General features: G+C 63.5%; 21 protein-coding genes and 1 pseudogene. 13 read left to right on the plus strand and 9 right to left on the minus strand.

What is annotated here, in order from left to right; translation table 11 throughout:
* Positions 1 to 154: 154 nt before the first annotated feature.
* From hemB to J6524_RS05195, 3 genes are all read left to right on the plus strand, one after another.
* Positions 155 to 1,216, plus strand: coding sequence for a porphobilinogen synthase (gene hemB / locus J6524_RS05185; RefSeq protein ID WP_225669263.1), 1,062 nt, complete (start codon positions 155 to 157; stop codon positions 1,214 to 1,216).
* 152 nt (positions 1,217 to 1,368) lie between these two features.
* On the plus strand, positions 1,369 to 1,938 hold the full coding sequence (locus J6524_RS05190; RefSeq protein WP_225669264.1) for an RDD family protein: 570 nt from the start codon (positions 1,369 to 1,371) through the stop codon (positions 1,936 to 1,938).
* Positions 1,939 to 2,124: 186 nt separating this feature from the next.
* Positions 2,125 to 2,901, plus strand: coding sequence for an arginyltransferase (locus J6524_RS05195; protein WP_225669265.1), 777 nt, complete (start codon positions 2,125 to 2,127; stop codon positions 2,899 to 2,901).
* A 138-nt stretch (positions 2,902 to 3,039) separates the two neighbouring features.
* Here the strand turns inward: J6524_RS05195 and J6524_RS05200 are convergent, their stop codons facing one another.
* A complete protein-coding gene (locus J6524_RS05200) occupies positions 3,040 to 4,434 on the minus strand; it encodes an Nramp family divalent metal transporter (RefSeq protein ID WP_376711981.1) in 1,395 nt (464 codons plus the stop codon).
* A gap of 152 nt (positions 4,435 to 4,586) precedes the next feature.
* Here J6524_RS05200 and J6524_RS37835 point away from each other — a divergent pair.
* The 4 genes and pseudogenes from J6524_RS37835 to J6524_RS05220 form a co-directional block, all read left to right on the plus strand.
* Positions 4,587 to 4,691, plus strand: a pseudogene (locus J6524_RS37835) (OB-fold-containig protein); the annotation flags it as partial.
* A 256-nt stretch (positions 4,692 to 4,947) separates the two neighbouring features.
* Entirely contained in the window at positions 4,948 to 6,972 is a 2,025-nt protein-coding gene (locus tag J6524_RS05210; RefSeq protein ID WP_225669267.1) for a peroxidase family protein, read from the plus strand.
* Between the two features lie 174 nt (positions 6,973 to 7,146).
* Positions 7,147 to 8,391 carry an MFS transporter gene (locus J6524_RS05215; protein WP_225669268.1) on the plus strand — a complete coding sequence of 415 codons (1,245 nt, stop codon included), beginning with the start codon at positions 7,147 to 7,149 and terminating at the stop codon, positions 8,389 to 8,391.
* Positions 8,392 to 8,650: 259 nt separating this feature from the next.
* A complete protein-coding gene (locus tag J6524_RS05220) occupies positions 8,651 to 9,478 on the plus strand; it encodes a class I SAM-dependent methyltransferase (protein ID WP_225669269.1) in 828 nt (275 codons plus the stop codon).
* A gap of 17 nt (positions 9,479 to 9,495) precedes the next feature.
* Here J6524_RS05220 and J6524_RS05225 read toward each other — a convergent pair whose 3' ends face one another.
* The 5 genes from J6524_RS05225 to J6524_RS05245 form a co-directional block, all read right to left on the minus strand.
* Positions 9,496 to 10,755 (minus strand): adenylate/guanylate cyclase domain-containing protein, encoded by a 1,260-nt coding sequence (locus J6524_RS05225; RefSeq protein WP_225669270.1) that lies wholly within the window; start codon positions 10,753 to 10,755, stop codon positions 9,496 to 9,498.
* 167 nt (positions 10,756 to 10,922) lie between these two features.
* The gene (gene arsC / locus J6524_RS05230) at positions 10,923 to 11,330 is read right to left on the minus strand and encodes an arsenate reductase (glutaredoxin) (RefSeq protein WP_225669271.1); all 408 of its coding nucleotides are present in this window, start codon (positions 11,328 to 11,330) and stop codon (positions 10,923 to 10,925) included.
* The gene (locus J6524_RS05235) at positions 11,327 to 12,025 is read right to left on the minus strand and encodes an aquaporin (protein ID WP_225669272.1); all 699 of its coding nucleotides are present in this window, start codon (positions 12,023 to 12,025) and stop codon (positions 11,327 to 11,329) included. The genes arsC and J6524_RS05235 overlap by 4 nt, the downstream gene beginning before the upstream one ends.
* On the minus strand, positions 12,025 to 12,552 hold the full coding sequence (locus tag J6524_RS05240) for an arsenate reductase ArsC (protein WP_225669273.1): 528 nt from the start codon (positions 12,550 to 12,552) through the stop codon (positions 12,025 to 12,027). The genes J6524_RS05235 and J6524_RS05240 overlap by 1 nt, the downstream gene beginning before the upstream one ends.
* Positions 12,545 to 12,907 carry an ArsR/SmtB family transcription factor gene (locus J6524_RS05245; protein ID WP_225669274.1) on the minus strand — a complete coding sequence of 121 codons (363 nt, stop codon included), beginning with the start codon at positions 12,905 to 12,907 and terminating at the stop codon, positions 12,545 to 12,547. Before J6524_RS05245 ends, J6524_RS05240 begins: the two co-directional genes overlap by 8 nt.
* A 101-nt stretch (positions 12,908 to 13,008) precedes the next feature.
* Here J6524_RS05245 and J6524_RS05250 point away from each other — a divergent pair, with 101 nt between their 5' ends.
* The 3 genes from J6524_RS05250 to J6524_RS05260 are packed head-to-tail and all read left to right on the plus strand — an operon-like array spanning position 13,009 to position 15,961.
* Entirely contained in the window at positions 13,009 to 13,326 is a 318-nt protein-coding gene (locus J6524_RS05250; protein ID WP_225669275.1) for an ArsR/SmtB family transcription factor, read from the plus strand.
* Positions 13,327 to 13,379: 53 nt separating this feature from the next.
* Complete coding sequence (locus tag J6524_RS05255; RefSeq protein ID WP_225669276.1) at positions 13,380 to 14,744, plus strand: NAD(P)-binding domain-containing protein; 1,365 nt, start codon at positions 13,380 to 13,382, stop codon at positions 14,742 to 14,744.
* Positions 14,745 to 14,791: 47 nt separating this feature from the next.
* Complete coding sequence (locus J6524_RS05260; protein ID WP_225669277.1) at positions 14,792 to 15,961, plus strand: MFS transporter; 1,170 nt, start codon at positions 14,792 to 14,794, stop codon at positions 15,959 to 15,961.
* A 17-nt stretch (positions 15,962 to 15,978) separates the two neighbouring features.
* Here the strand turns inward: J6524_RS05260 and J6524_RS05265 are convergent, their stop codons facing one another.
* Entirely contained in the window at positions 15,979 to 16,854 is an 876-nt protein-coding gene (locus J6524_RS05265; protein WP_225669278.1) for a DMT family transporter, read from the minus strand.
* A gap of 476 nt (positions 16,855 to 17,330) precedes the next feature.
* Here J6524_RS05265 and J6524_RS05270 point away from each other — a divergent pair, with 476 nt between their 5' ends.
* Positions 17,331 to 17,585, plus strand: coding sequence for a hypothetical protein (locus J6524_RS05270; RefSeq protein ID WP_225669279.1), 255 nt, complete (start codon positions 17,331 to 17,333; stop codon positions 17,583 to 17,585).
* Between the two features lie 224 nt (positions 17,586 to 17,809).
* Here J6524_RS05270 and J6524_RS05275 read toward each other — a convergent pair whose 3' ends face one another.
* Positions 17,810 to 19,045: an MFS transporter gene (locus J6524_RS05275; protein WP_225669280.1), complete on the minus strand. Its 1,236-nt coding sequence runs from the start codon at positions 19,043 to 19,045 to the stop codon at positions 17,810 to 17,812.
* A gap of 12 nt (positions 19,046 to 19,057) precedes the next feature.
* On the minus strand, positions 19,058 to 19,630 hold the full coding sequence (locus tag J6524_RS05280; RefSeq protein ID WP_225669281.1) for a hypothetical protein: 573 nt from the start codon (positions 19,628 to 19,630) through the stop codon (positions 19,058 to 19,060).
* Positions 19,631 to 20,014: 384 nt separating this feature from the next.
* Between J6524_RS05280 and J6524_RS05285 the strand changes: the two genes are divergently transcribed.
* Together J6524_RS05285 and chrA are read left to right on the plus strand one after the other, a co-directional pair.
* Positions 20,015 to 20,833 (plus strand): chromate resistance protein ChrB domain-containing protein, encoded by an 819-nt coding sequence (locus tag J6524_RS05285; RefSeq protein WP_225669282.1) that lies wholly within the window; start codon positions 20,015 to 20,017, stop codon positions 20,831 to 20,833.
* A complete protein-coding gene (chrA, locus tag J6524_RS05290; protein WP_225669332.1) occupies positions 20,833 to 22,236 on the plus strand; it encodes a chromate efflux transporter in 1,404 nt (467 codons plus the stop codon). The genes J6524_RS05285 and chrA overlap by 1 nt, the downstream gene beginning before the upstream one ends.
* The last annotated feature ends 374 nt before the right edge of the window (positions 22,237 to 22,610 follow it).

The following is a 22,610-nucleotide window of genomic DNA, read 5'->3' on the forward strand; positions in this document are numbered from 1 at the left end:
GCTGGAATCTCGTCATGGCCTGATTGTCTTGGCCCGCCGGGACGGCAAAATCAATTGCCGATCAGTTTGATCAAGGCGCGGTGACGGGGCGGGTGCAAGATGCTAGAATTGGGACAAATTAAAGCCTTTCCGCGCCTTCAGGAGTACCCATCACATGGCGATCAAATTCGGGCGTCCGATCGAGATGCGCGACGCGCCGCGGCGGCACACCGCCCTCGCCTCCACCTCGCTTGACCTGACGGTCCGCCCTCGGCGCAATCGCAAGGCCGAATGGGCGCGGCGGCTGGTGCGCGAAAACGTGCTGACATCAGACGATTTGATCTGGCCGCTGTTCGTGGTCGGCGGACAGAATACGCGCACGCCGGTGGCTTCGATGCCCGGCGTCGACCGTCTCACTGTCGATCAGGTGGTGCGTGATGCCGAGCGCGCGGCCAAACTGAACATCCCCTGCATCGCGCTGTTCCCCTATACCGAGCCGTCGCTGCGCGATGAGACCGGTTCCGAAGCGCTCAATCCGAACAATCTGGTCTGCCAGGCGGTGCGCGCGATCAAAAAGGAATTCCCCGACATCGGCGTGCTCTGCGACGTCGCGCTGGATCCCTTTACCAGCCACGGCCATGACGGGCTGATCGCGGACGGCAAGATTCTCAACGACGAGACGGTGGCTGTTCTGGTGAAGCAGGCGCTGGTGCAGGCGGAGGCCGGCTGCGAAGTCATCGCGCCATCAGACATGATGGACGGCCGCGTCGGCGCGATCCGCGAGGCGCTGGACGACAATGGTTTCGTCGACGTGCAGATCATGTCCTATGCGGCGAAATACGCCTCCGCCTTCTACGGCCCGTTCCGCGACGCCATCGGCTCCGCCAAGACGCTGACTGGCGACAAGCGCACCTACCAGATGGACAGCGCCAATTCCGATGAAGCCTTGCGCGAGGTCGAGCTCGACATCGCGGAAGGAGCCGACATGGTGATGGTGAAGCCCGGCATGCCCTATCTCGACATCGTGCGGCGAGTGAAGGACACGTTTTCGATGCCGACCTTCGTGTATCAAGTGTCCGGCGAATACGCGATGATCGCCGGCGCTGCCAATAACGGCTGGATCGACGGCGACCGCGCGATGATGGAGAGCCTTCTCGGCTTCAAGCGCGCCGGCGCGGACGGGATTTTGACGTACTTCGCGCCGAAGGCCGCGGAGCGATTGATAAAGGGCGAGTAACGAATAGCGAGTGGCTGTTCCTGTTCGCTACTCGCCACTCACTGTTCGCTGTTCACCGCTCAATATGCACGCTGTTAATGGTCGCAGGGCCTTGGCGATCGCGCGGCCGGTTCCCATGTGTCCTCGGGAAACTTCGACCCGGAGGACGAACCATGTCTTATAGCGGCTCTGGCAACACTGGCGGCCCTTCAGATGCGAGCGGCGCCTGGCGGAACGACGGCGGGGTGCCGCCGCATGCGTTCGATCCGGATCTGCAGCCGGAACTGTTTCGCGGCGTGCTGACGCGGCGGGCGGTCGCGTTCCTGATCGATCTGGTCGTGCTCTCGGTCCCCGTCATCCTCGGTTACATCTTCATTTTCGTGTTCGGCATCGTCACGCTCGGGATCGGCTGGATGCTGTTCTGGCTGGCGTGGCCGGCCACCATCGTGTGGGCGATCGTCTACTATGGCGCCTCGATCGGCGGCCCGCATTCGGCCACCATGGGCATGCGCGCGATGGATCTGGAGCTGCGCACCTGGTACGGCGCACCGGGCTATTTCGTGCTCGGCGCCTGCCATGCCGTGCTGTACTGGATCTCGGTCTCGTTCCTGACGCCGCTGGTACTCTTGGTCGGTCTGTTCAATGGCCGCCGCCGGCTGCTGCACGACATGATCCTGGGAACCGTGGTCATCAACAGCTCGGTCCGTACCGAGGTAGCGCCCTCGCCGCGCAGCAGCTACTGAGCGAGCTGCAAACCGATTGACCGTCAGCTCTCGGAGCGCAATGCTAGAGCCGGTCGGCCCCGGGAGAAATTGAACCGGGGTCGGACCGGCGGTTTTACTTTTTGACGCGATTTCTTAACGGGAACTGGTGTCTACTGCGCTGGAAAGCGCTATGCTTGAATTGTTTCGGAGGCGTGACGACCCGACGTGACCCAGCACTCGCGTGATACCCCGCAATTCTATCTGACGGCGCCATCGCCCTGTCCTTATCTGCCGGGCCGGCACGAGCGGAAGGTGTTCACGCATCTGGTGGGCGACAAGGCCGGCGACCTCAACGACCTCTTGACCCATGGCGGCTTCCGCCGCAGCCAGTCGATCGCCTACCGCCCGGCCTGCGACCAGTGCCGCGCCTGCGTTTCCGTGCGCGTCATCGCCAACGAATTCCGTCCCTCGCGCAACTTCAAGAAAGTTTTGGCGCGCAATTCTGACATCGTCGGAGAGCAGCGCAGCGCGGTGCCGACCTCGGAGCAGTATTCGGTATTCCGCGCCTATCTCGACAAGCGGCATCGCCACGGCGGCATGGCCGATATGACCGTGCTCGACTACGCGATGATGGTGGAGGACAGCCATGTCGAGACCCGCATCATCGAATACCGCAAGCGCGGCCCCGATACCGGCATCACCGGGCGCGGCGAGGAGCTGATCGCGGTCGCGCTCACCGATGTGCTCAGCGACGGGCTGTCGATGGTGTACTCGTTCTTCGAGCCGTCGCAGCACAGCCGCTCGCTCGGCACCTTCATGATCCTCGATCACATCGCCCGCGCCCGCAGGCTCGGCCTGCCCTACGTCTATCTCGGCTACTGGATCGAAGGCTCCAAGAAGATGGACTACAAGGGCCGCTTCCTGCCGCAGCAGCGGCTGGCGCCATCAGGCTGGCTGCGCGTGGATGCCTCAGGCGAGATGCTGGCCGAGCCGCAGGATTAGTCCCTAGCCGCACACTCCTTGTCATCACCCGCGAAAGCGGGTGATCCAGTATTGCAGAGACAGCAGTGATGAAACGAGAGGCCGCGGCGTACTGGGTCGCCCGGTCAAGCCGGGCGATGACAGCTTGAGTGTGGGGCGCTATCCGAAGAACGTCTCGAACAACAGCTTCACGTTCAGCGCGACGATGACGCCGGCGACGATCCACGCCACGGTGGCCACGCCGCGGGGGATGACGAATTTGCCCATCTTGCGCTTGTCGGAAACGAACCGCACGAGCGGGATGACCGCGAACGGCAATTGCATCGAGAGGATGACCTGGCTGAACACCAGGAGCTGGCCGGTGCCGCGCTCGCCATAGAGCGCGGTGACGATCACGACCGGGACGATGGCGATGCCGCGGGTGAGCAGCCGCCGCGCCCAGTTCGGCAGCCGCAGGTTCAGGAAGCCTTCCATCACGATCTGGCCGGCCAGCGTAGCTGTTACCGTCGAGTTGAGGCCGGAGGCGAGCAGTGCCACCGCGAAGAGCGTCGAGGCGATGCCGAGCCCGAGCAGCGGCGACAGCAGTTCATACGCCTGGCCGATCTCGGCGACCTCGGTGCGGCCGGTCGCATGGAAGGTGGCGGCGGCGACGATCAGGATCGCGGCGTTGATGAACAGCGCCAGCATCAACGCGATCGTCGAATCCGTGGTCGCCCATTTGATCGCCTCGCGGCGGCCCTTGTCGTTGCGCTCATAGGCGCGGGTCTGCACGATCGAGGAGTGCAGATAGAGATTATGCGGCATCACGGTCGCGCCGATGATGCCGATCGCGATGTAGAGCATCTCCGGATTGGTGACGATCTGGGGCGACGGCACAAACCCCTTCAAGACAGCGGCGACCGGCGGCGCGGCGGCCGTGATCTGGATCGCAAAGCAGATCGCGATCACGATCAGCAGCGAAATGACGAAGGCTTCGAGGAAGCGAAAACCTTTGTTCATCAAAAGGAGCAGCAGGAAGGCATCGAGCGCGGTTATCAGCGCGCCCCAGATCAAGGGAATGCCGAACAGCAGGTTGAGCGCGATCGCGGTGCCGATCACCTCGGCAAGATCGCAGGCGATGATTGCCGCTTCGCAGACCACCCAGAGCAGGAAGTTCACGGGCCGCGAGAAGCTGGCGCGGCAAGCCTGCGCCAGATCGCGGTCGGTGACGATGCCAAGCCGCGCCGCGAGCGCCTGCAAGAGGATCGCCATCAGGTTCGACAGCAGGATGACCGCGAGCAGCGTGTAGCCGAACTTCGAGCCGCCCGCGAGGTCGGTGGCCCAGTTGCCAGGATCCATGTAGCCGACCGACACCAGATAGCCCGGGCCGAGAAAGGCCAGCAACCGGCGCAACCAATGCCCGCCAAAGGGCACTCGGATGGTCGAATTGACTTCGGCCAGGCTGGGCTGGGCGTCGGCGCCGGCATCCGCACGCCATCCGGCGGCAGTCGTATCAGCCATGGGTAAGCTCTTCGTGGCGATCTCGGGGGCCACCGTGGGCGTTCGGGCATCCATTCCACCAAAATGGCCGATATCCATTCTTATTGCAACTCATTTGCAACTGCATCTGACGATCACGAAAATGAGACCAGCGCTGGCGTCCCCGCGGCAAGGACGTCGCGGCTGAAACCGATGCCGACAGCGGTCTCGGCGGCCTGTTCCTGTGGATCAATGCCGGGCGCCTTCCGCTGTTGATCCTGCTCATCTTCGCACTCGGCGTGTTCTCGATCGCCGGATTTTTTTCTGCAGGGTCTGGCACACGGTGTGGGTCTCTCGATACTGGCGCGATCGCTGCGCTTGCCGCTGCGGCCGTTAGCCCTCCGGCCATCCGCGTCACCAGCCGCGGCATCGCGCGGATCATTCCCCGCGACGAGACCTATGCGGTTGATATGCCGACTTCGTCGGCCACGTCGCCGAAGTCTCGGTCGGCCCGCTCGATCAGGGACTGGGCACTTCCTTATTGCAAATGCCTCTCATTAGTGACACTACTTGCGAATAATTCGCAATTGCAACTGAGGAGGCGGTCGAATGCGTCAGTTCAAGCGAGCGTGGGGAAACCAGGACGGCGACCACGATTTCCACTTCGGCAATTTTCCCGGCCATTTGCCGCATCGACCGCATGGTTCTCATGGCCCGCAGGAGGGCCATGGCCCACGCGGTCCCCACAACAGCCCGCCGTGCACGCCGGATCCAAAGCCGACAAAGATCGAGTACCGCAGTTTCGACGGCTCGCAGAACAACCAGTCCGATTCCACCCTCAACGCCGCTGGCACCGAGTTCGCACGGATCGGCGAAGCGCATTTTGCCGACGGCATTTCCGTCCCGCTCGGCGGCAACAATCCGCGCACCATCAGCAATCTTGTCGTCGGCGCCGGCGACCCTGACGTCGCAAACCCCGAGGGCGTCTCCGCGTTCATGTATGCATGGGGTCAATTCATCGATCACGACATGACGCTGACCAAGACCGATGGCGTCAGCGATATCAGCGTCGTGGTTCCTGCGGGCGATCCCGTATTTTCTGCCGGCACCATCATCCCGATCACCCGTGCAGTTGTTGATCCGACGACCGGCGCAGGCACATCCAATCCAGCGATGGCGCTCAATTCCAATACCGCCTGGCTGGACGCCTCGATGGTCTATGGATCCAATGCCGCGACCGCCGCCAGCCTGCGCACCGCCGACGGCCACATGTTGACGTCAGCGGGCAACAACCTGCCGATCGCTGGCGGCATGGTGGTGGCGGGTGATGTGCGCGCCGCAGAGAATCCGGCGCTCACCGCCTTGCACACGCTGTTCGTGCGCGAGCACAATTATTGGGTCGACAGACTGCACCTTGAGCACCCGAAATGGAGCGGCGACCAACTCTACAATCACGCCCGCGCCATCGTGACGGCGGAAATCGCCAACATCACCTATTCGGAAATCCTGCCCAACCTCCTCGGCAAAGACGCGCTGACGCCTTACGACGGCTATGACCCCAGCGTCGATCCGCACCTGACGCTGGAATTCGTCGCCGCTGCGTTCCGCTTTGGACATTCGATCGTGTCGGGCGAAACCGAAGGCCTTGACGAGAACGGCGAAGTCATCGCTGGCTCGGAGGAAGACCTGAAGGATGTATTTTTCCAGCCGGCGGCAGACTTCATCGACGATGGCGGCGCCGACGGACAATTGCGCCACTTGGCGGCCGATCCCTCACAGGCGCTCGACGCGCGCATCGTCGACGACCTCCGCAATTTTCTTTCTGATCCACCGGTGTCGATGGATCTCGCCGCGATCAACATCCAGCGCGCGCGCGATCTCGGCCTCGGCACGCTCAACCAGACCCGTGAAGCACTCGGCCTCGACCCCTACACGGATTTCAGCCAGATCACGAGCGACCCGGAGACGCTGGCCGGACTGAAAGCGGCCCACGGCAACGTCAACAATGTCGGTCTGTGGACCGGCGGCTTGTCGGAAAATCATGTCGATGGCGCGCTTGTCGGCGAAACGTTCCAGGCCATCATCAAGATGCAATTCGAAGCGCTGCGCGATGGCGACAGGTTATGGTTCGAGAACCAGGGGTTTGATTCCAAGACGTTGTCCGAGATCAAAGGCACGACGCTGGCAGATATCATCCTGCGCAATACCGACACCAAGCATATCCAGGACGACGTCTTCGTCACCTATTCGCGACACACCGGCCTTGCGGGCGGCGTGGAGTCAGAAGATCCCGAGGCGCGCCAGATCGTCATCGGCTCCGATGGCAACGACACGCTGATCGGCGGTCCGCAGGGCGATTATCTGTTCGCCGGTACCGGCAAGCAGACAATGACGGGGAATGGCGGCGCGGATCGCTTCGTGTTTGATTTCGGATCCACCAAAGCTGAGATCACCGATTTCGATCCGGGCGTCGACATGCTGGTGTTTGAGAATGCCGGCCGTCTGGATTTTCGCGATGTGAGGATCTGGGGCGACCATGGGAACACGATGGTTCAGGTCGGTGACGACCGGATCGAACTGACAGGCGTGCGGCCCCATGAACTCACAAAGCACGATTTCCTGTTCGACGTTTGATCCTCTGTTTGCCGGGCATCCACGTTCTAACAGCCCGGCATGACAGAAATCGAAAGCCTCCACATATCAGCATGTGGAGGCTTTTGTTTGTGAGAGGGCTTGTCGGGAAACGGGTGGGTTCGATCGTTCTGCGAGCGGACATTGAGGACCGATCGAATCTCAGGGAATTTTGCCATGTCCGCCATCGATGCGCCGCGCCTGCCCGGAACCTTCAACCGCCTGGCCTGGTCCAACCTCGCCGCCCAATCGGCCGAGCAGATAGCGCTGGCCGCTGCCCCCATCGTCGCGGTGCTGCTGCTCGGCGTCGGCGAAGGCCAGACCGGCCTGCTGCAGACCGCGCTGACGTTGCCCTTCATCCTGTTTGCGATTCCCGCAGGTCTCCTCGCCGATCGCATTTCGCGGCGCTGGGTGATGGCCTCCTCCGAGGCGCTGCGCGCCGCGGCGCTCGCCGGAATTCTGCTGCTGATCTGGCTTGGGTGGATGACGCTGCCGCTGCTTTCGCTGCTCGGCTTTGTCGCGGTGTGCGGAACGGTAGCCTACAGCGTCGCCGCGCCGGCGCTGGTGCCGTCGCTGGTGACGTCTGAACAATTGCCGGCAGCGAATGCGCGGATCGAACTCGCACGCACCATCGCGTTCGCCAGCGGCCCGGCGCTCGGCGGCGTGCTGGTCGGGTGGGTTGGGGCCGCGCCTGCGTTCGGCTTTGCTGCGGCGCTATCCGTGATCGCCGTGGTGCTGCTGTCCGGCATCTACGAACCGGCGCGCGCGCCCGCGCCGCATCGCCATCCGCTGCAGGAGATCAAGGAAGGCGCCGCCTTCGTGCTGCATCATCCGCTGCTCCGCCCGGTGTTCATCACGCAGTTCATCTTCAACACGGCGTCGTTCCTGCTGCTGGCCGTGTTTGTGCCCTACGCCGTGCGTCATCTCGGCCTATCGGCGACCGGCGTCGGCGTAACGCTTGGCATGTACGGCGTCGGCATGGTCGCCGGCGCGCTCGCGGCCACGCGGGTGATGCAGCGCCTCGCCTTCGGCACCGTCATCGGGCTCGGGCCGGTGACAGGATTCATCGCCGCGGCCGTGATGGCGCTGACCACGATCGTGCCGACGCCATGGCTCGCGGGCCTCAGCTTCTTCCTGCTCGGCGCAGGTCCCATCCTGTGGGTGATCTCGACCACCACGCTGCGTCAGTCTGTGACGCCGCCCTCGCTGCTCGGCCGCGTCTCCGCCATCAACATCATGAGCTACGGCGCTCGCCCGCTCGGCTCCGCGTTAGGTGCCATCGTCGGCGGACTGTATGGCGCGGAAGCCTGCCTCTATCTGGCCGCCGCGATCTTCGCCGCACAGGCGATGGTCATCCTGCTGTCGCCCGCAGTCTTGCTGGCAAGGCAGCCGGACATGGTGGGCGAGCCGGCGGGGTGTTAGCCGACCGCATTCATGAGCCCAAGCCGTCTTTGCGAGCGCAGCGAAGCAATCCATAGCGCTACAAGCGGAAAGATGGATTGCTTCGCTGCGCTCGCAATGACACGGTAAGGGCGGCCGTCACCACCGCCTGGTAATCGTAAAAAGGTGAATTGCCTTTGATCCTGGTCAAAATGAAGGGCTGACGGCAATCGACTTTAACAGCAGACAGGGAAGCCAGGGCCCGTTATCATTCGCAGCGCAAAAGCCTGGAGACCGCACGATGAGCGAAGGGCACTGGCAGCTCGAGGGGTCTGCTGCGGAGCTTTATCAGCGCTACCTCGTACCTGCGATTACCCTCAAGTGGGCAGAGGACCTCATCGCACGGGCCCAGCCTCGCGCGGGTGATGCGGTTCTGGATGTCGCCTGTGGTACCGGTGTTGTGGCTCGTCTCGCGGCTCAGCGCGTCACGACAGGACGAGTGACAGGTCTCGACCTCAATGCCGGGATGCTCGCGGTCGCGCGAACTCTGCCGAATGAAGGGTCTCCGATCGCTTGGATAGAAGGCAGCGCGCTCGATTTGCCGCTTCCGTCTGACAGATTCGACGTTGTTCTCTGCCAGCTTGGCCTTCAGTTCTTCCCGGACCAGTCCAAGGCCCTACTCGAAATGCACCGCGTGCTGCGCGACACGGGCCGGGTAGCGCTAAGCGTCTACAGCGCGATCGAGCACACGCCTGGAGCCCACGCATTCGCCGGCGCGCTGGATGACGTTCTCGGCAAGGATGCCTCCCGGATCAAGCGCGGCGAGCATTCCTTCTCCGATCCTGCGCAGCTCGAAGGGCGCTTGCGACGAGCTGACTTCCAGGCTGTCGAGGTGCACATCGTCGTGCAAACGATCGTATTCCCTTCCGTGCTGGACTATGTGCGGTTCCAGCTCCTTGCAACGCCAATGACGATCCTGCTCCAGGACAGTGACGAGGCTGAGCGTCAGGCGATCATCACATCCGTTGCCGCCAGGACAACGAGCCGATCCACGCTGAAGATGCTTGCCGATGGCAATTTCACGTTTCCGCAGCAGGCCTATGTTGCGCTCGCGCGCAAACGGCGCTGACCAGCTTCACGACAGTTCTAGCTCGTTAGATACCTTTCATACTTCCCCGCCACCACCTCGTCCGCCGCAATATCCGGATCGAGCGTGTAGAGATCCTGCGCGCGGCCGATGCCGCGCAGCGCGAAGCGGCCGGTGGAGACCAGATAATTTCGTCCGGCGGCGTCGAGGCCGTTGCGGAAGGCCGAGGACATCAAGAGTTCCCGGTCGACCGAGCGGCACATCGAGGCGATGCGGCTGACCTCGTTCACCGCCGGGCCTACCACGGTGAAGTCGAGCCGGTCGTCGCTGCCGATATTGCCGTAAAAGACCTCTCCGACATGCAGCCCGACATGGGCTGATGTCACGGGGCGGCCCTCGCCAGTGCGGCGGGCGTTAACCGTCCTCATGTTGCGGCGGAAGCGATATTCGGCGCGCAGCGCGGCGCGCTTGGCCCTCGCCATGTTTTCATGGGTGAACATCGCCAGCACGCCATCGCCGATCAGTTTCAGCACCTCGCCGCCGGCCTCGTGGATGGCGTCGATCGAGGCCTGCGCATAGTCATTGAGGAACGGGATGATCTCGCCGGGATCGATGCTCTCGCTGATCGCCGTGGAGCTACGCAGGTCGGAGAACCACAGCACAGTATTGATCTGTTCGGTGACGCCGCGCGTGATGCGTCCGCGCAGCACCTGTTCGGCGGTGTCGCGCCCGAGATAAACGCGCCCCAGCGTCTTGGTGATGTCGGCCTGTGCCGCGGATTTGATCGCCAGCCCCAGCACCGGCACGAGGTCGCGCAGCGCAGCCAACCCCTGCACGCCAAAACCCTCGTCGCGCCTTGTCACCCAATATGAATAGACGCAGTCCATCTGCCCCATGGTGCCGGCCTCGCCGAAATGGTGCACATAGGCCACGAGATGCTTATGGCCTTTCTCGGCAAGTTCGTTCACGAACTTGAATCTGTGGGTCCCGCTGTCAGCGAGGTTAATCGGCAGCTCCTGATAGCCGTGCTCGAGCATGTGATAGAAGATCGAACTGCGCCAGGCCTGCGCGGCTTCGCCCTCACTGGTCGAGCCATATTCGAACATGTCGCTTTCGTTGGTCTCGGCATCATTCCAGCGAAAACCGCGGCCCTCGAATATCGGGTGCAGCGTATCGATGAAGACCATGCCGCGCGACACATGGAGGCCTTCGGCGCGGCAGCGCTCGCAGAAGCCGCGGACCAGATCGTTTTCGGGCAGGCCAGTGAGTCCCTGGCTGACCAGCCAGTTCGTCAGGCGTAGACGGGGTGTGAGTTCCATGCGGCCATTATGCCGCGCAATCGTGACGGGTGGAAGGCTCGTGCGGCTCGCGCTCCCCGGACGCTGCGCAGCGAGAATCGCTGCGCTGCTGAGCCGGGGTCCATCTATGTGGGTCCCGGCTCTGCGGAGCAGCGTTACACGCTGCACCGCGTCCGGGACACCGATGCTTAACACTTGGAGCGCGTCACCGCCTCGCCGTCTTCCTTGACGAAAGACTGCACGGGGTTATCGAGCAGGTCGAGCACCAGCTCCGACGGCCGGCACAGCCGGACGCCCTTCGGCGTCACCACGATCGGCCGGTTGATCAGGATCGGATGCGCCACCATGAAGTCGATCAGTTCGTCGTCGCTCCACTTCGGATCGGCGAGGCCAAGCTCTGCATAAGGCGTACCCTTCTCGCGCAAGAGTTCGCGCTGCGAAAGGCCTGACGCCTTGATCAGTTCGACCAGCCGCGCGCGGCTCGGCGGCGTCTTCAGATATTCGATCACCTCGGGCTCCTCGCCGCTCTGCCGGATCATCGCGAGCGTGTTGCGCGAAGTGCCGCAGGCGGGGTTGTGATAGATCGTGACGGTCATGGCCGCGCCTCCTTCATCGTCGTAGCAGCCCCGCTTCTCCCGCCGAGCAGCCAGCCCATGAACAGCAACGCAACGAGCGCCCCGCTTGTTTCGGCGATGATGAAACCGGGAAGGTCGGCAGGCCGGATGCCGGAAAACGTATTGGTCATCGAGCGGGCGATCGCCACCGCGGGATTGGCGAAGGACGTCGACGCGGTGAACCAATAGGCTGCGGTGATATAGAGGCCGACCAGCCACGGCACGGCGACGATGTTGAATCGGATGCCGCCCAAGATGGTCGCCACCAGCCCGAATGCGGCGACCGCTTCGGCGAGCCATTGTGCGCCACCGGTTCGCATTTTCAGCGAGACATCGATCAAGGGCAGCGCGAACATCGCATGCGCGATCATGGTCCCGGCAATGCCGCCGGCGATTTGCGCAAGGACGTAAGCAAGCGTGTCGCGCGGCGTCAGCTCGCGCCTCAAGGCAAATACCAGCGACACCGCCGGATTGAAATGCGCGCCCGAAACGGGCCCGAGAATGGTGATAAGAACCACAAGGATCGCGCCGGTCGGCAACGTATTGCCGAGCAGCGCCAACGCGACATCCTTGGTCAAGGTCTCGGCCATGATGCCGGAGCCGACCACGGTCGCGACCAGCAGCGCCGTCCCCAGGGCTTCGGCGGCGAGCCGGCGTGGCAGATCGAATTCGGACATTAGCTAGCCTTCTCCTGGCCCGAGCTTGCACCGTCGCCGCGGCCAATGTCGCGCAGCCTGGTCCCAAGCGACAGTTGGTCGATGCTTGCCAGCGGCAGGCTGGTGAAGGCTGCAATTCGATTCTTGAGATAACGGAACGCCTCGACGAACGCCGCTTCCTTCTCGATATCGGTGCCCTCGACGCCAGCCGGGTCTTCGATCCCCCAATGTGCGGTCATCGGCTGTCCCGGCCAGACCGGGCAGGCTTCGCCGGCCGCGTTGTCGCAAACCGTAAACACGAAATCCATCACGGGCGCGTCGCTGCGCGCAAACTCTTCCCAACTCTTCGAGCGCAAGCCGTCCGTAGGATAGTCGAGCCGGTTAAGGACTTTGATGGCAAAGGGATTGACCGTTCCCTTCGGCTGGCTGCCGGCGGAGAAGGCGCGGAAGTTGCGGCGTCCCTCTTTGCGCAGGATCGATTCGGCGAGAATCGAACGCGCGGTATTTCCGGTGCACAGGAAGAGCACGTTGTAGATGCGTTCAGACATGGGCTTTCCTCCTTGTCTTCGGCGGACAACAAGGCGTGAGGTCTTCGATCAATGGCCCGCAGATTTCAGGGCGCCCGTCACAGCAATCCCGCAGCATGAACAACACGACGGCCTTAAAGGCCACGAGATCGGCACGGTACACGATCGATCGGCTGAAGCGCTGCGCCGTTACCAGCCCGGCGCGAGACAAGATTGCCAGATGCGACGACATGGTGTTTTGCGGCACGGCGAGTGCCTTAGCAATGTCGCCAGCGGCGAGTCCGTCCGGTTCGTGTTTCGTCAGCAAGCGAAACACATCGAGCCGCGTCGGCTGGGCAAGCGCAGCCAATGCGAGAATGGCGCGTTCTGATTCCATATATCGAGATTTATCGATATGTCACTCATTGTCAAGCCGCCTATTTCGATTATTCTAGAAATACGGTTGACGTACCCGAATTCCCGTGAGACGCTACCTTTATGAAGCTCGATGACGCCGCCGCCCATCTCGAAGCGCTGGGCAACCCAACCCGCCTCAAGATCTACCGCGCGCTGATCCGCGCCGGTCGCGCCGGGCTTCCCGTCGGCCGCCTGCAGGACAAGCTGAAGATCGCGCCGTCCACCCTCTCCCACCACATCAAGGCGCTGCTGGTGGTCGGACTCATCACGCAGGTGCGCGAGGGGACCACGCTCGTCTGCCATGCCAATTACGGGGTGATGCGGGAGCTAGTCGGTTTTCTGGTTGCCGAATGCTGCACGGAGAGCGCCGAAACTGCGGATGCCAAGACGGCGGCCTAAGCAGCCCTGTTTTCGGCATTATCTCGATATTTCTAGTTTTATGGGAGGACAGTATGGATGCAGCCAAGACCGTCGCGATCATCGGGGCCGGACCGGTCGGCCTTGCCGCCGCGGCCCACGTGCTGGAGCGCGGCCTCGAGCCGATCGTGCTGGAAGCCGGTGAGACCGTCGGCCACGCCATGCGGCAATGGGGCCACGTCCAATTGTTCTCACCCTGGGAGTACAACATCGACAAGGCCGCAGTGCGTCTATTGGCGGCAACGGGCTGGAACTCTCCTGAACCGGATCAGTACCCGACCGGCGCCGAAATGGCCGAACGCTATCTCGAGCCACTTGCTGCCCACGCCGCGCTCGCCCCTCACATCCGCACCTTGAGCCGCGTCACGGGTATCAGCCGTGCCGGGTTCGACAAGATGAAAACCAAAGGCCGTGAAAAGGCGCCGTTCGAAATCCGTTACCAGAACGGGCAAGGCCCGAAGGTCATGAAGGCCGATGCGGTCATCGACGTATCAGGCACCTGGCATTCGCCGAACCCCGCAGGCGCCAACGGCCTTCCCGCCATCGGCGAGAAGGATGTTGCCGATAGAATCGCCTATGGCATGCCTGATGTGCTCGGCAAGGATCGCGCGCGGTATGCCGGCAAGACAGTTGCGGTGCTCGGCGCGGGACATTCTGCGATCGGCACGCTGATTGATCTCGCAAAACTTGCCGAGCAGGCGCCTCGCACCCGGCCGGTCTGGCTCTTGCGCGGCAGCGATCCCGCCAAGGCTTTCGGCGGCGGTGCGAACGACAAGCTGGTCGCGCGCGGCCAGCTTGGCGCGGCGTTTGCCGCACTGGTGACCGCCGGCCGGGTCGAGTTGCAAAGCGAATTTCGCGTATCGCATCTCATTGCCGATGGCCCTCGCCTCGTCATCGCAGCCGTATCGGGCTGCAGCGCCCGTCGGGTCATGGCCGATGAATTGATCGTGGCGACGGGTTTCCGGCCCGACCTCGAATTCGTGCGCGAACTACGGATCCGGCTCGATCCTGCGATCGAATGCCCTGTCGCGCTAGCGCCGCTGATCGATCCGAACGAGCATAGCTGCGGCACCGTGCGGCCGCATGGCGCACGCGAGCTGGCGCAGGATGAGCCCGGCTTCTATTTCGCCGGCATGAAATCCTACGGCCGCGCGCCGACCTTCCTGATGCTCACGGGCTACGAACAGGTGCGTTCGATCGCCGCCGACATCGCCGGCGACCGCGCAGCCGCAGAGCGCGTCGAGCTGGTGCTGCCCGAGACCGGCGTCTGCAGCCGCCCACTCGCGCCAGATGCCAACAATTGCTGCGGCGGCCCTGCATTATCGGACGTTGACGCGTGTTGCGCCGCGGATGAGAAAGCAAAACAGCAAGGCAAAACAGGCTGCGGCTGCGCGGCCTGATCGCGGCTCGGGCCGCTGGCGCTCTATTGCTCGAGAAGGGAGACCCAGTGAACCGCAGCCAGTTTTCTATCATTATCGCGCTCGGCACGACGCAGACGCTGGCCTGGGCGTCGAGCTACTACCTGCCAGCGATCCTCGCCGATCCGATCGCGCGCGATCTCGGCATTTCCTCAAGCTGGGTGTTTGGCGCCTTCTCGGTATCGCTGGTGCTCTCCGCGCTGCTTGCCCCACGGATCGGACGTCAGATCGATCTCGTCGGCGGCAGATCCGTGCTGTCGATGTCCAATCTGGTGCTGGCGGCTGGCCTCGTGCTGCTCGGCTTCACCACGTCGATACCGCTTCTCATCATCGCCTGGCTCCTCCTCGGCATCGGCATGACGGCAGGCCTTTACGACGCCGCCTTTGCCGCGCTCGGGCGGATCTATGGCGACGGGGCGCGGCGCTCGATCACCGGCATCACGCTGCTGGCCGGCTTTGCCTCGACGGTGGGATGGCCGCTGTCGGCCTTGGGGCTTGAGACCATCGGTTGGCGCAACACCTGCTTTGCCTGGGCAGCGGCGCATATTCTGATCGGCCTCCCCCTCAACTGGTGGATGCTGCCAGCGGTCACGGGTGCGAAGGCTGCCATTGCCACGGCCGTCAAGCCGCATGTCCCGATCGACCGCACCGTGATCATCTTAGCCTTTGTCTTCGCGGCGGCCTGGACTGTCGCCGGCGCTATGGCTGCGCATCTGCCGCGCCTGATGGAGGCGGCCGGTGCGACGAGCACGCAGGCGGTGTTCGCCGGCGCATTGATTGGTCCTGCGCAGGTGGCTGCGCGGATCTTCGAGGCGAGCTTTCTCAGCCGCTACCATCCGATGGTCTCGACGCGCCTCGCCTGCATCACGCACCCGATCGGCGCCGCCATCCTCGCCCTCGCCGGCGGCGGCGCGGCGAGCGTGTTCGCGGTGTTCCACGGTTCCGGCAACGGCATCCTGACCATTGCGCGCGGCACGCTGCCGCTCGCGGTCTTCGGGCCTGAGAATTACGGTTACCGCCTCGGCATCATCGGGGCGCCGGCGCGAATGGCGCAGGCCGCCGCGCCGCTGCTGTTTGGCCTCCTGATCGACGCCATGGGCGCGCGGGTTCTGATCGTCTCCTCCGCGCTCAGCCTCGCGGCGCTGCTGGCGCTGTTCCTGCTGAAGGCGCCGCCACGGCCGCAGCCGCGAACGGAATAGCGTGAGGCTTCGCCAACTTACTTTTTGATCCCTGACGTCGCGATCCATATGCCCGCAAACACCGCGACGAGCCCGACCAAGAGGTTTGGCGTGATCGGCTCGCCGACGAGTTGGGTGGCAAGCAGCGCTGCCGCAACGGGATTGACGGTCATGGTGTTGGCCACGCGCGTCGGCGACGCTCGCTCCAGCGCCAGCACCCACAGGATGAACGCGAGCGCGCCGCCGGCGATGCCGAGATAGAGACCCGCGATCCATTGCGGCGCTCCGAACTGACTCAAGGCGGCGATACTGCCGGAGAGTGATCCGACCAGGATCAGCGCCACAGCGCCCGTCCCCATGCCGACGGTGAGGAAGCCGAGCGCGCTGGAGCGCTGGATGAACGGGCGGGACCAGACGTTGTAGAACGCCATGCAAAGCATGGCGCCGGTCATGATCAACTCGCCGCGCCATGCGCCCGGCGGCGCGGCCGACAATCCGGTCGCGAGCGCGGCGAAGACGCCGAGCACGGCAATGCAGACCCCGATCGATTTTCGTTTCGTCAGCGGCTCGATGCCGAGCAGCGCGCCGACCATCATGGTGTGCAGCGGCAGCGTCGCCAGCGCGAGCGATGCACGCGCCGCAGTCGTGTAGGACATCGCGATGTTGTAGAGGACGAAGAATACGCCGAAGAAGGCGAAGCCGAGGGCTGCGACGGCAGGCCAATCCTGGCGCTTCGGCCACCGCGCCTTGAGAAAAAGCGCCGCGGGCAATACGCAGCAGAAGCCGATGGCCCAGCGCAGGATCGCCAGCGTGATCGGATCGGTGTTGCCGGCGAGATAGCGCGTGATCGCCGCCGCGGTCCCGCCGAGGCAGCTCGATAGCAACGCGATCGCGACGCCAACCCATTCGCCCAACGCCGCCTCCACACCTCGATCGCGCCGTCGACTGCGGCGTCCGCTGCACATATGATCGCAGCAGATTACATGCGCGAGTCACAATTGTTCGACATCCGAATCTTTCAGGAAGTTGGCAGCATGTGTCAGCAACTCCCGTGTCGAGTCACAAATCATGCGCTGCGCGAACCGACATCGCTGGCATCCAACCCGCCGAGGTCCTGATCGGATCGCCAGCATTGCGCGCCGGCACAAGGCACGGGCTGAAGTTGCTGGCTTGACGAAACCGCGGTCCGGAAGATCGTGCTGGTGCAATTAAGTTTGGCGCGGGCGCCTGCGACATCAGCTAATTACGCATCAATCCATTGGTAAATTTCAATCAATTGTCCCGAACCGGCATAGGATGCCGTCAAGAAATTTTTGCCATGAGAAGCCACCGGAACCCGGTTCGGTGGTTTCGGGGCTCCGACAGGAGCCTTAAGGCTCTGGAATTGGTTATGAAGGAAGCGATCCGCTTACGTGAATTGGAAGCCGAGTGCCGGCAACGCGCGCTGAGCGAACCCGACAAGAAATGGTACTGGCTGGCACAGGCCGCCAAATACCAGGTGCAGGCGAGCCAAAAGCTCGCCTTTCATTCGGAAGAGAGCAACACGCCCCACACGCCGGAGATCAAGCTGGCGCAATGGTCGCATGTTCGGGATGAGCGACGCGTGATGGACCCCCTCCCCGACGGACGGCGATCGCTCTGGTAGTCGCGCGAGGCGCGACGATAACGCGCTAGAGCATGATGATCTTGGTTAGCTCGATTTGGCCGCAGACCCGCTCTCTCCCGCTTGCGGGGGAGGTCGGCGCGAAGCGTCGGGTGGGGCTCTCTCCACTCGGGCAGTGTCCCCGCGGAGACACCCCCACCCCAGCCCTCCCCCGCAAGCGGGAGAGGGAGCGCACCTCCTTCGCAGTCGCTGTCAAACCAAGATCATCATGCTCTAGGCCCCTGCTCCTCCGGCGGCTTGATGTGGCGGAACGAGAACAGGAGCGCGAGGTCGTAGGCGATCTTGAGCGTGCCGCAGACCACCAGCGGCAGCCCGATAAACGACGTTATCAATAGCGCGCCCGAGATTGCCGGACTGATCGCCGATGCAAGGCTGCGCGGCACGGCAGTGATGCTTGCCGCGGCGGGCCGTTCGGCCGGCGTCACCACGGCCATGACGTAGGAGGTGCGGGTCGGCACATCCATCTGCGACAGCGCCGACCGCAGCAGCAATAGGCCGAGTGCGACATAGAGGTTTGGTGCAAACGCCGCCAGGATCAGGAAGATGCTGGACGGAATATGCGTGAACACCATGGTGTTGACGAGGCCGATGCGCCCCGCGATCCAGGCAGCGACCGGATAGGAAAACGCGCTCAGCGTGCTCGACCAGAAGAAAAACAATCCGGCGGCGGATAGTGACAGATCGAAGCGCTCGAACAGCCAGAGCACCAGCAGCGACTGCGCGACGAAACCGCCGGCAAAGGAATCGACACTGAACAGCGCCGCAAGCTTGTAGACGGTGCCGCGCGATGGCCCGAGCGGCGCTTGCTGTGCCCTCTCCTCGGCGCGCGCATGCGGAACGTAGCGATAAAGCGCAGCGCAGGCGATGCCGAGCGCGGCATAGGCATAGAACATCAGGCGGAGCGCGGTAACTTGCGTGCTGCCGCCCGCCACCAGGAAATCGGGCAGCGAGGCCGCGAGCGAACCGGCCGCCGTGCAGAGCGCGCCGATCAGGCTGTAGCGCGCGAACACCTGCGTGCGGCGCTCATCGCTTGCGCTGTGCGCCAGCACCGCATGCTCGAGCGGCACCAGTACGCCGAGATCGCCGCCGGAAGCATTGATGGTACCGATGAAGGCGACCAGCACGATCAGCACAAAATGTTCGACCGCGGGAAAGGCGATGCCGGTCGCCGCCATCAGGCTGGCGCCTGCGATCAATAGCGGCTTCAGATCATGGCGCGGTGCGATCCAGCCGGTGATCAGTGTCAATAGCGCCGTGCCGAGCAGCGAGGCCGTCGCGACGATGCCGACCGCGATGGCGTCGTAGCCCAGCGCGGTCATATAGGCCGGCAGGATGATGATGGCAAAACCGTCGCCGAAACCGCGCAGGCCGCGCGCGACATAGAGAAGCGAGATCAGCGCGTTTCCGGTCGAAGCCTTCGAGGCAGTCGCGATATCCGTCATCCCAGCATTCCGTTAAGGCAGCACTGTCATCTTCACCTGCTCGAAGCGCGTCACGCTGTCGGACTTGGTCCACAGCGCTACGCCGCCGGCCCCTGCAAAGGTCTTGTCGGTCGCACTGAACAATTTCTTGCCGTCAAAGGAAACAATGAAGCGATTGCCCTCCGCGCGCAGGCCCAGCGTGTGCCATTCATTCGGCGTGACCTTTAGATTGGCGCCATCCAGTTGTTCGCGTCGGCCTTTGACGACGCGATAGAAGCGAACGTTGTCCTCGAGCGCATTGGCGCGGGCGACGTAGTAATTGTCGGCATCCTGCAGCCGCACGGCGATGCCGCCGGCCTGGTCCGTCTTGCCGGCCACCGCCTTGAAGCGCACTTCTACATCGACATTGGCGGCCGACACGCTCTCATGGATCGCCAGCGGAAACCGGTAATCGGTACGGTCGGTGCTGGTCTGCTCGATCGCCTTTCCCGCTGAGGCCGTTGTGTCGGATGTGACGATCCATTCGCCCTCGCGGCCCTGGCCGGTTCGTGCAAACGAGAATCCGGCCGGGGGCGATCCCAGCGTCATGCGATCGATGGCTATCATGGTGGCTCCTGTCTCGGCGGTCGCAGGCAATGGCGCGAACGCAAGCATCGACGCGAGAAGGATGACGCCCGGATATCTGATGATTTGAAAAAGATTCGGCTTGTTTCCGTCCATGCGCCATCCTCGACACGTCGAGTGTGCGCAGAGCTTGGACGGTGACCGTCTGACGGGGAGCCTGCTTTGTCCCCGGTGAGGGCGAAGTTAGGACCGAACGCCGCGCTTCGCAAGTACAATGAGGAAATCCGCCCGACGGGAGGGTCGCCGCGGAACCAGTTGACAGAAGGATCAGCAAGCGGTCTATTCGGGGGCATGGGGTTTTGCGATCTCCCCACGAGGCGACATGCCCAAGTATCGCGTCCCGTTTCTCTTGACGAGGGCGCAGTCATGTCAGCTTACACGACCATATCATCCGACAAGCTTTGCAAACTGATCGGCACGGCGAATACGCCTGCCCTGATCGACGTGCGCACCGATGAGGATTTCGCCGCCGACCCGCGGCTGATTCCCGGCGCGGTCCGGCGCAATCACGAGCAGGCCGCCGATTGGGGCGAAGAATTCTCCGGCCATCCGGCGATCGTCGTCTGCCTGCGCGGCCAGAAACTGGCGCAAGGCACCGCCGCCTGGCTTCGGCACCTCGACGTGGCGGCCGAAGCGCTCGAAGGGGGTTTCGAAGGCTGGAAGGCGGCAAAACTGCCGCTGGTGCCAGCCGAAAAGCTGCCGCCCCGTGATGCCAAGGGCCGCACGGTGTGGGTGACGCGCGCCCGACCAAAGGTCGATCGCATCGCCTGCCCCTGGCTGATCCGCCGCTTTGTCGATCCGAATGCAGTGTTCCTGTACGTAGCTCCTTCTGAGGTGATCGCCGTCGGAGAGCGTTTCAACGCCGCCCCCTTTGACATCGAGACCGTGTTCTGGAGCCACCGCGGCGAACTCTGCACCTTCGATGTCATGGTCGAGGAGTTCGGGCTGGCAACGCCGCCTCTGCTGAGGCTGGCGACGATGGTGCGCGGCGCCGATACCGGGCGGCTCGATCTGTCGCCCGAGGCGGCCGGGCTGCTCGCTGCCTCGCTCGGCCTGTCGCGCATGTTCGACGACGATCTCGAGCAGCTCGAAGCCGGCATGACTCTCTACGATGCGTTCTACCGCTGGTGTCGCGACGCCACCGGCGAGACCCACAATTGGCCGACCAACAAGGCGAAGCCGTAATGGAAGCGACGATCGACAAGGCGGCCAAACGCAACGCCGCACAAACCTATGATCACGGCATTAGCTTCGCCGAAGCCTTCCGCGTCTGGCTGCGCGTCGCCGTTCTCAGCTTCGGCGGCCCGGCCGGGCAGATCGCGGTGATGCACCGCATTCTGGTCGAGGAGAAGCACTGGATTTCCGAGAGTCGGTTTTTGCATGCGCTGAACTACTGCATGCTGCTGCCGGGGCCGGAGGCGCAGCAGCTGGCAACATACATCGGATGGCTGCTGCACCGGACCGCGGGCGGCATCATGGCCGGCGGGCTGTTCATCCTGCCCGGCATCATCGCCATCATGGCCTTGAGCTATATCTACGCGGCCTACGGCAATGTCGGCTTCATCGAGGCGCTGTTCTTCGGGCTGAAGGCTGCGGTGCTCGCCATCGTCGTGCATGCCGTAGTCCGTGTAGGCAAGCGTGCGTTGCGCAACCGGGTAATGATCGCGCTCGCGGCGATCGCCTTCGTTGCGATCTTCTTTTTCAACGTCCCCTTCCCGATCATCATCATCGCGGCCGGCATGACCGGCTATTTCGGCGCGCGCTTGGGACGGCCGGAGTTTGCCGCTATCGAGCATGGCGGTGGCAGTAAGAAATCGGCGGCAGTGGACAGCCTGCTTAGTGAGGAATTGCCCGACCATGTCCGTCCCTCCGTGGCACGTGCGCTCAGGGCAAGTTCGGTGTGGCTGCTGCTATGGGTCGTGCCGGTAGCGGCGCTTTTGATCGGGCTTGGACAAGCCAATGTGTTCAGCCAGATCGCGCTGTTCTTTTCAAAGATGGCGATGGTGACATTTGGCGGCGCCTATGCGGTGCTGGCCTATGTCGCGCAGCAGGCGGTCGAGCATTATCACTGGCTGGAGCCGCGCGAGATGCTCGACGGGCTCGGCATGGCCGAGACCACGCCGGGGCCCTTGATCATGGTGCTGCAGTTCGTCGGCTTCATGGCCGCCTATCGCGATCCCGGCGCGCTGTCACCGATGGTCGCCGCCACGCTCGGCGGACTATTGGCGACTTGGGTCACCTTCATTCCCTGCTTTCTCTGGATCTTCCTCGGCGCGCCCTACATCGAAACCTTGCGCGGCAACAAGGGGCTCGCGGGCGCGCTGTCTGCGATCACCGCCGCCGTGGTCGGTGTGATTCTCAACCTCTCGATCTGGTTCGGGTTACACACGCTGTTCCGGCAGACGACGCCGGTTCGCTCGTTCGGGCTGTCGTTCGACATGCCGGTGTGGGGAAGCCTTGACGTCGCCGCCTTCGTGCTAGCAGCGGCTGCGGCGACGGCGATCTTCCGTTTCAACGTCGGGATGCTCTGGGTGCTGGCGGGATCGTGCGCGGCCGGCGTGGCGATGAGGTTTGCGGGATTGGCGTGAGCGGAGCGAAGAACGCGGTGCCGTAGGATGGGTGGAGCGAAGCGATACCCATCTTCGCTTCGCGGAGGGATTGGATTGATGGGTTTCGCGGAGTTTATCATCGGGCCGGCCGAAGGCCGGACCCGTTGGCTCTACCCATCCTTCTGTAACGGGCCTTCGAAGGTCAATCCCTTTTTGGCGTCGTACCGTTCGCCGGGGTCTTGCTTCTGTACGGGGTCGGCGCAGGGCCGCCACCTGATGGGGTCTGAAGAGGATAGGCCGACCAATCTACGTTTCGCGTGGTCGCAAGCGCCACTGGATGGGTAACGGTCTGACCTGATCCATCGTCCCGGCGAAGGGACTCCGCTTCGAGGGCTGGTGTCGTGACCCGCTCG

The sequence above is a fragment of the Bradyrhizobium hereditatis genome, from assembly GCF_020329435.1.
Taxonomy (GTDB): Bacteria; Pseudomonadota; Alphaproteobacteria; order Rhizobiales; family Xanthobacteraceae; genus Bradyrhizobium; species Bradyrhizobium hereditatis.

What these genes read in the sequence shown, in the direction of transcription:
- hemB (WP_225669263.1), top strand. Translation starts at nt 155, where the DNA reads ATGGCGATCAAATTCGGGCGTCCGATCGAGATGCGCGACGCGCCGCGG.
- J6524_RS05190 (WP_225669264.1), top strand. Translation starts at nt 1,369, where the DNA reads ATGTCTTATAGCGGCTCTGGCAACACTGGCGGCCCTTCAGATGCGAGC.
- J6524_RS05200 (WP_376711981.1), bottom strand. Translation starts at nt 4,434, where the DNA reads ATGGATGCCCGAACGCCCACGGTGGCCCCCGAGATCGCCACGAAGAGC.
- J6524_RS05210 (WP_225669267.1), top strand. Translation starts at nt 4,948, where the DNA reads ATGCGTCAGTTCAAGCGAGCGTGGGGAAACCAGGACGGCGACCACGAT.
- J6524_RS05215 (WP_225669268.1), top strand. Translation starts at nt 7,147, where the DNA reads ATGTCCGCCATCGATGCGCCGCGCCTGCCCGGAACCTTCAACCGCCTG.
- J6524_RS05220 (WP_225669269.1), top strand. Translation starts at nt 8,651, where the DNA reads ATGAGCGAAGGGCACTGGCAGCTCGAGGGGTCTGCTGCGGAGCTTTAT.
- J6524_RS05225 (WP_225669270.1), bottom strand. Translation starts at nt 10,755, where the DNA reads ATGGAACTCACACCCCGTCTACGCCTGACGAACTGGCTGGTCAGCCAG.
- arsC (WP_225669271.1), bottom strand. Translation starts at nt 11,330, where the DNA reads ATGACCGTCACGATCTATCACAACCCCGCCTGCGGCACTTCGCGCAAC.
- J6524_RS05235 (WP_225669272.1), bottom strand. Translation starts at nt 12,025, where the DNA reads ATGTCCGAATTCGATCTGCCACGCCGGCTCGCCGCCGAAGCCCTGGGG.
- J6524_RS05240 (WP_225669273.1), bottom strand. Translation starts at nt 12,552, where the DNA reads ATGTCTGAACGCATCTACAACGTGCTCTTCCTGTGCACCGGAAATACC.
- J6524_RS05245 (WP_225669274.1), bottom strand. Translation starts at nt 12,907, where the DNA reads ATGGAATCAGAACGCGCCATTCTCGCATTGGCTGCGCTTGCCCAGCCG.
- J6524_RS05250 (WP_225669275.1), top strand. Translation starts at nt 13,009, where the DNA reads ATGAAGCTCGATGACGCCGCCGCCCATCTCGAAGCGCTGGGCAACCCA.
- J6524_RS05255 (WP_225669276.1), top strand. Translation starts at nt 13,380, where the DNA reads ATGGATGCAGCCAAGACCGTCGCGATCATCGGGGCCGGACCGGTCGGC.
- J6524_RS05270 (WP_225669279.1), top strand. Translation starts at nt 17,331, where the DNA reads ATGAAGGAAGCGATCCGCTTACGTGAATTGGAAGCCGAGTGCCGGCAA.
- J6524_RS05275 (WP_225669280.1), bottom strand. Translation starts at nt 19,045, where the DNA reads ATGACGGATATCGCGACTGCCTCGAAGGCTTCGACCGGAAACGCGCTG.
- J6524_RS05280 (WP_225669281.1), bottom strand. Translation starts at nt 19,630, where the DNA reads ATGATAGCCATCGATCGCATGACGCTGGGATCGCCCCCGGCCGGATTC.
- J6524_RS05285 (WP_225669282.1), top strand. Translation starts at nt 20,015, where the DNA reads ATGTCAGCTTACACGACCATATCATCCGACAAGCTTTGCAAACTGATC.
- chrA (WP_225669332.1), top strand. Translation starts at nt 20,833, where the DNA reads ATGGAAGCGACGATCGACAAGGCGGCCAAACGCAACGCCGCACAAACC.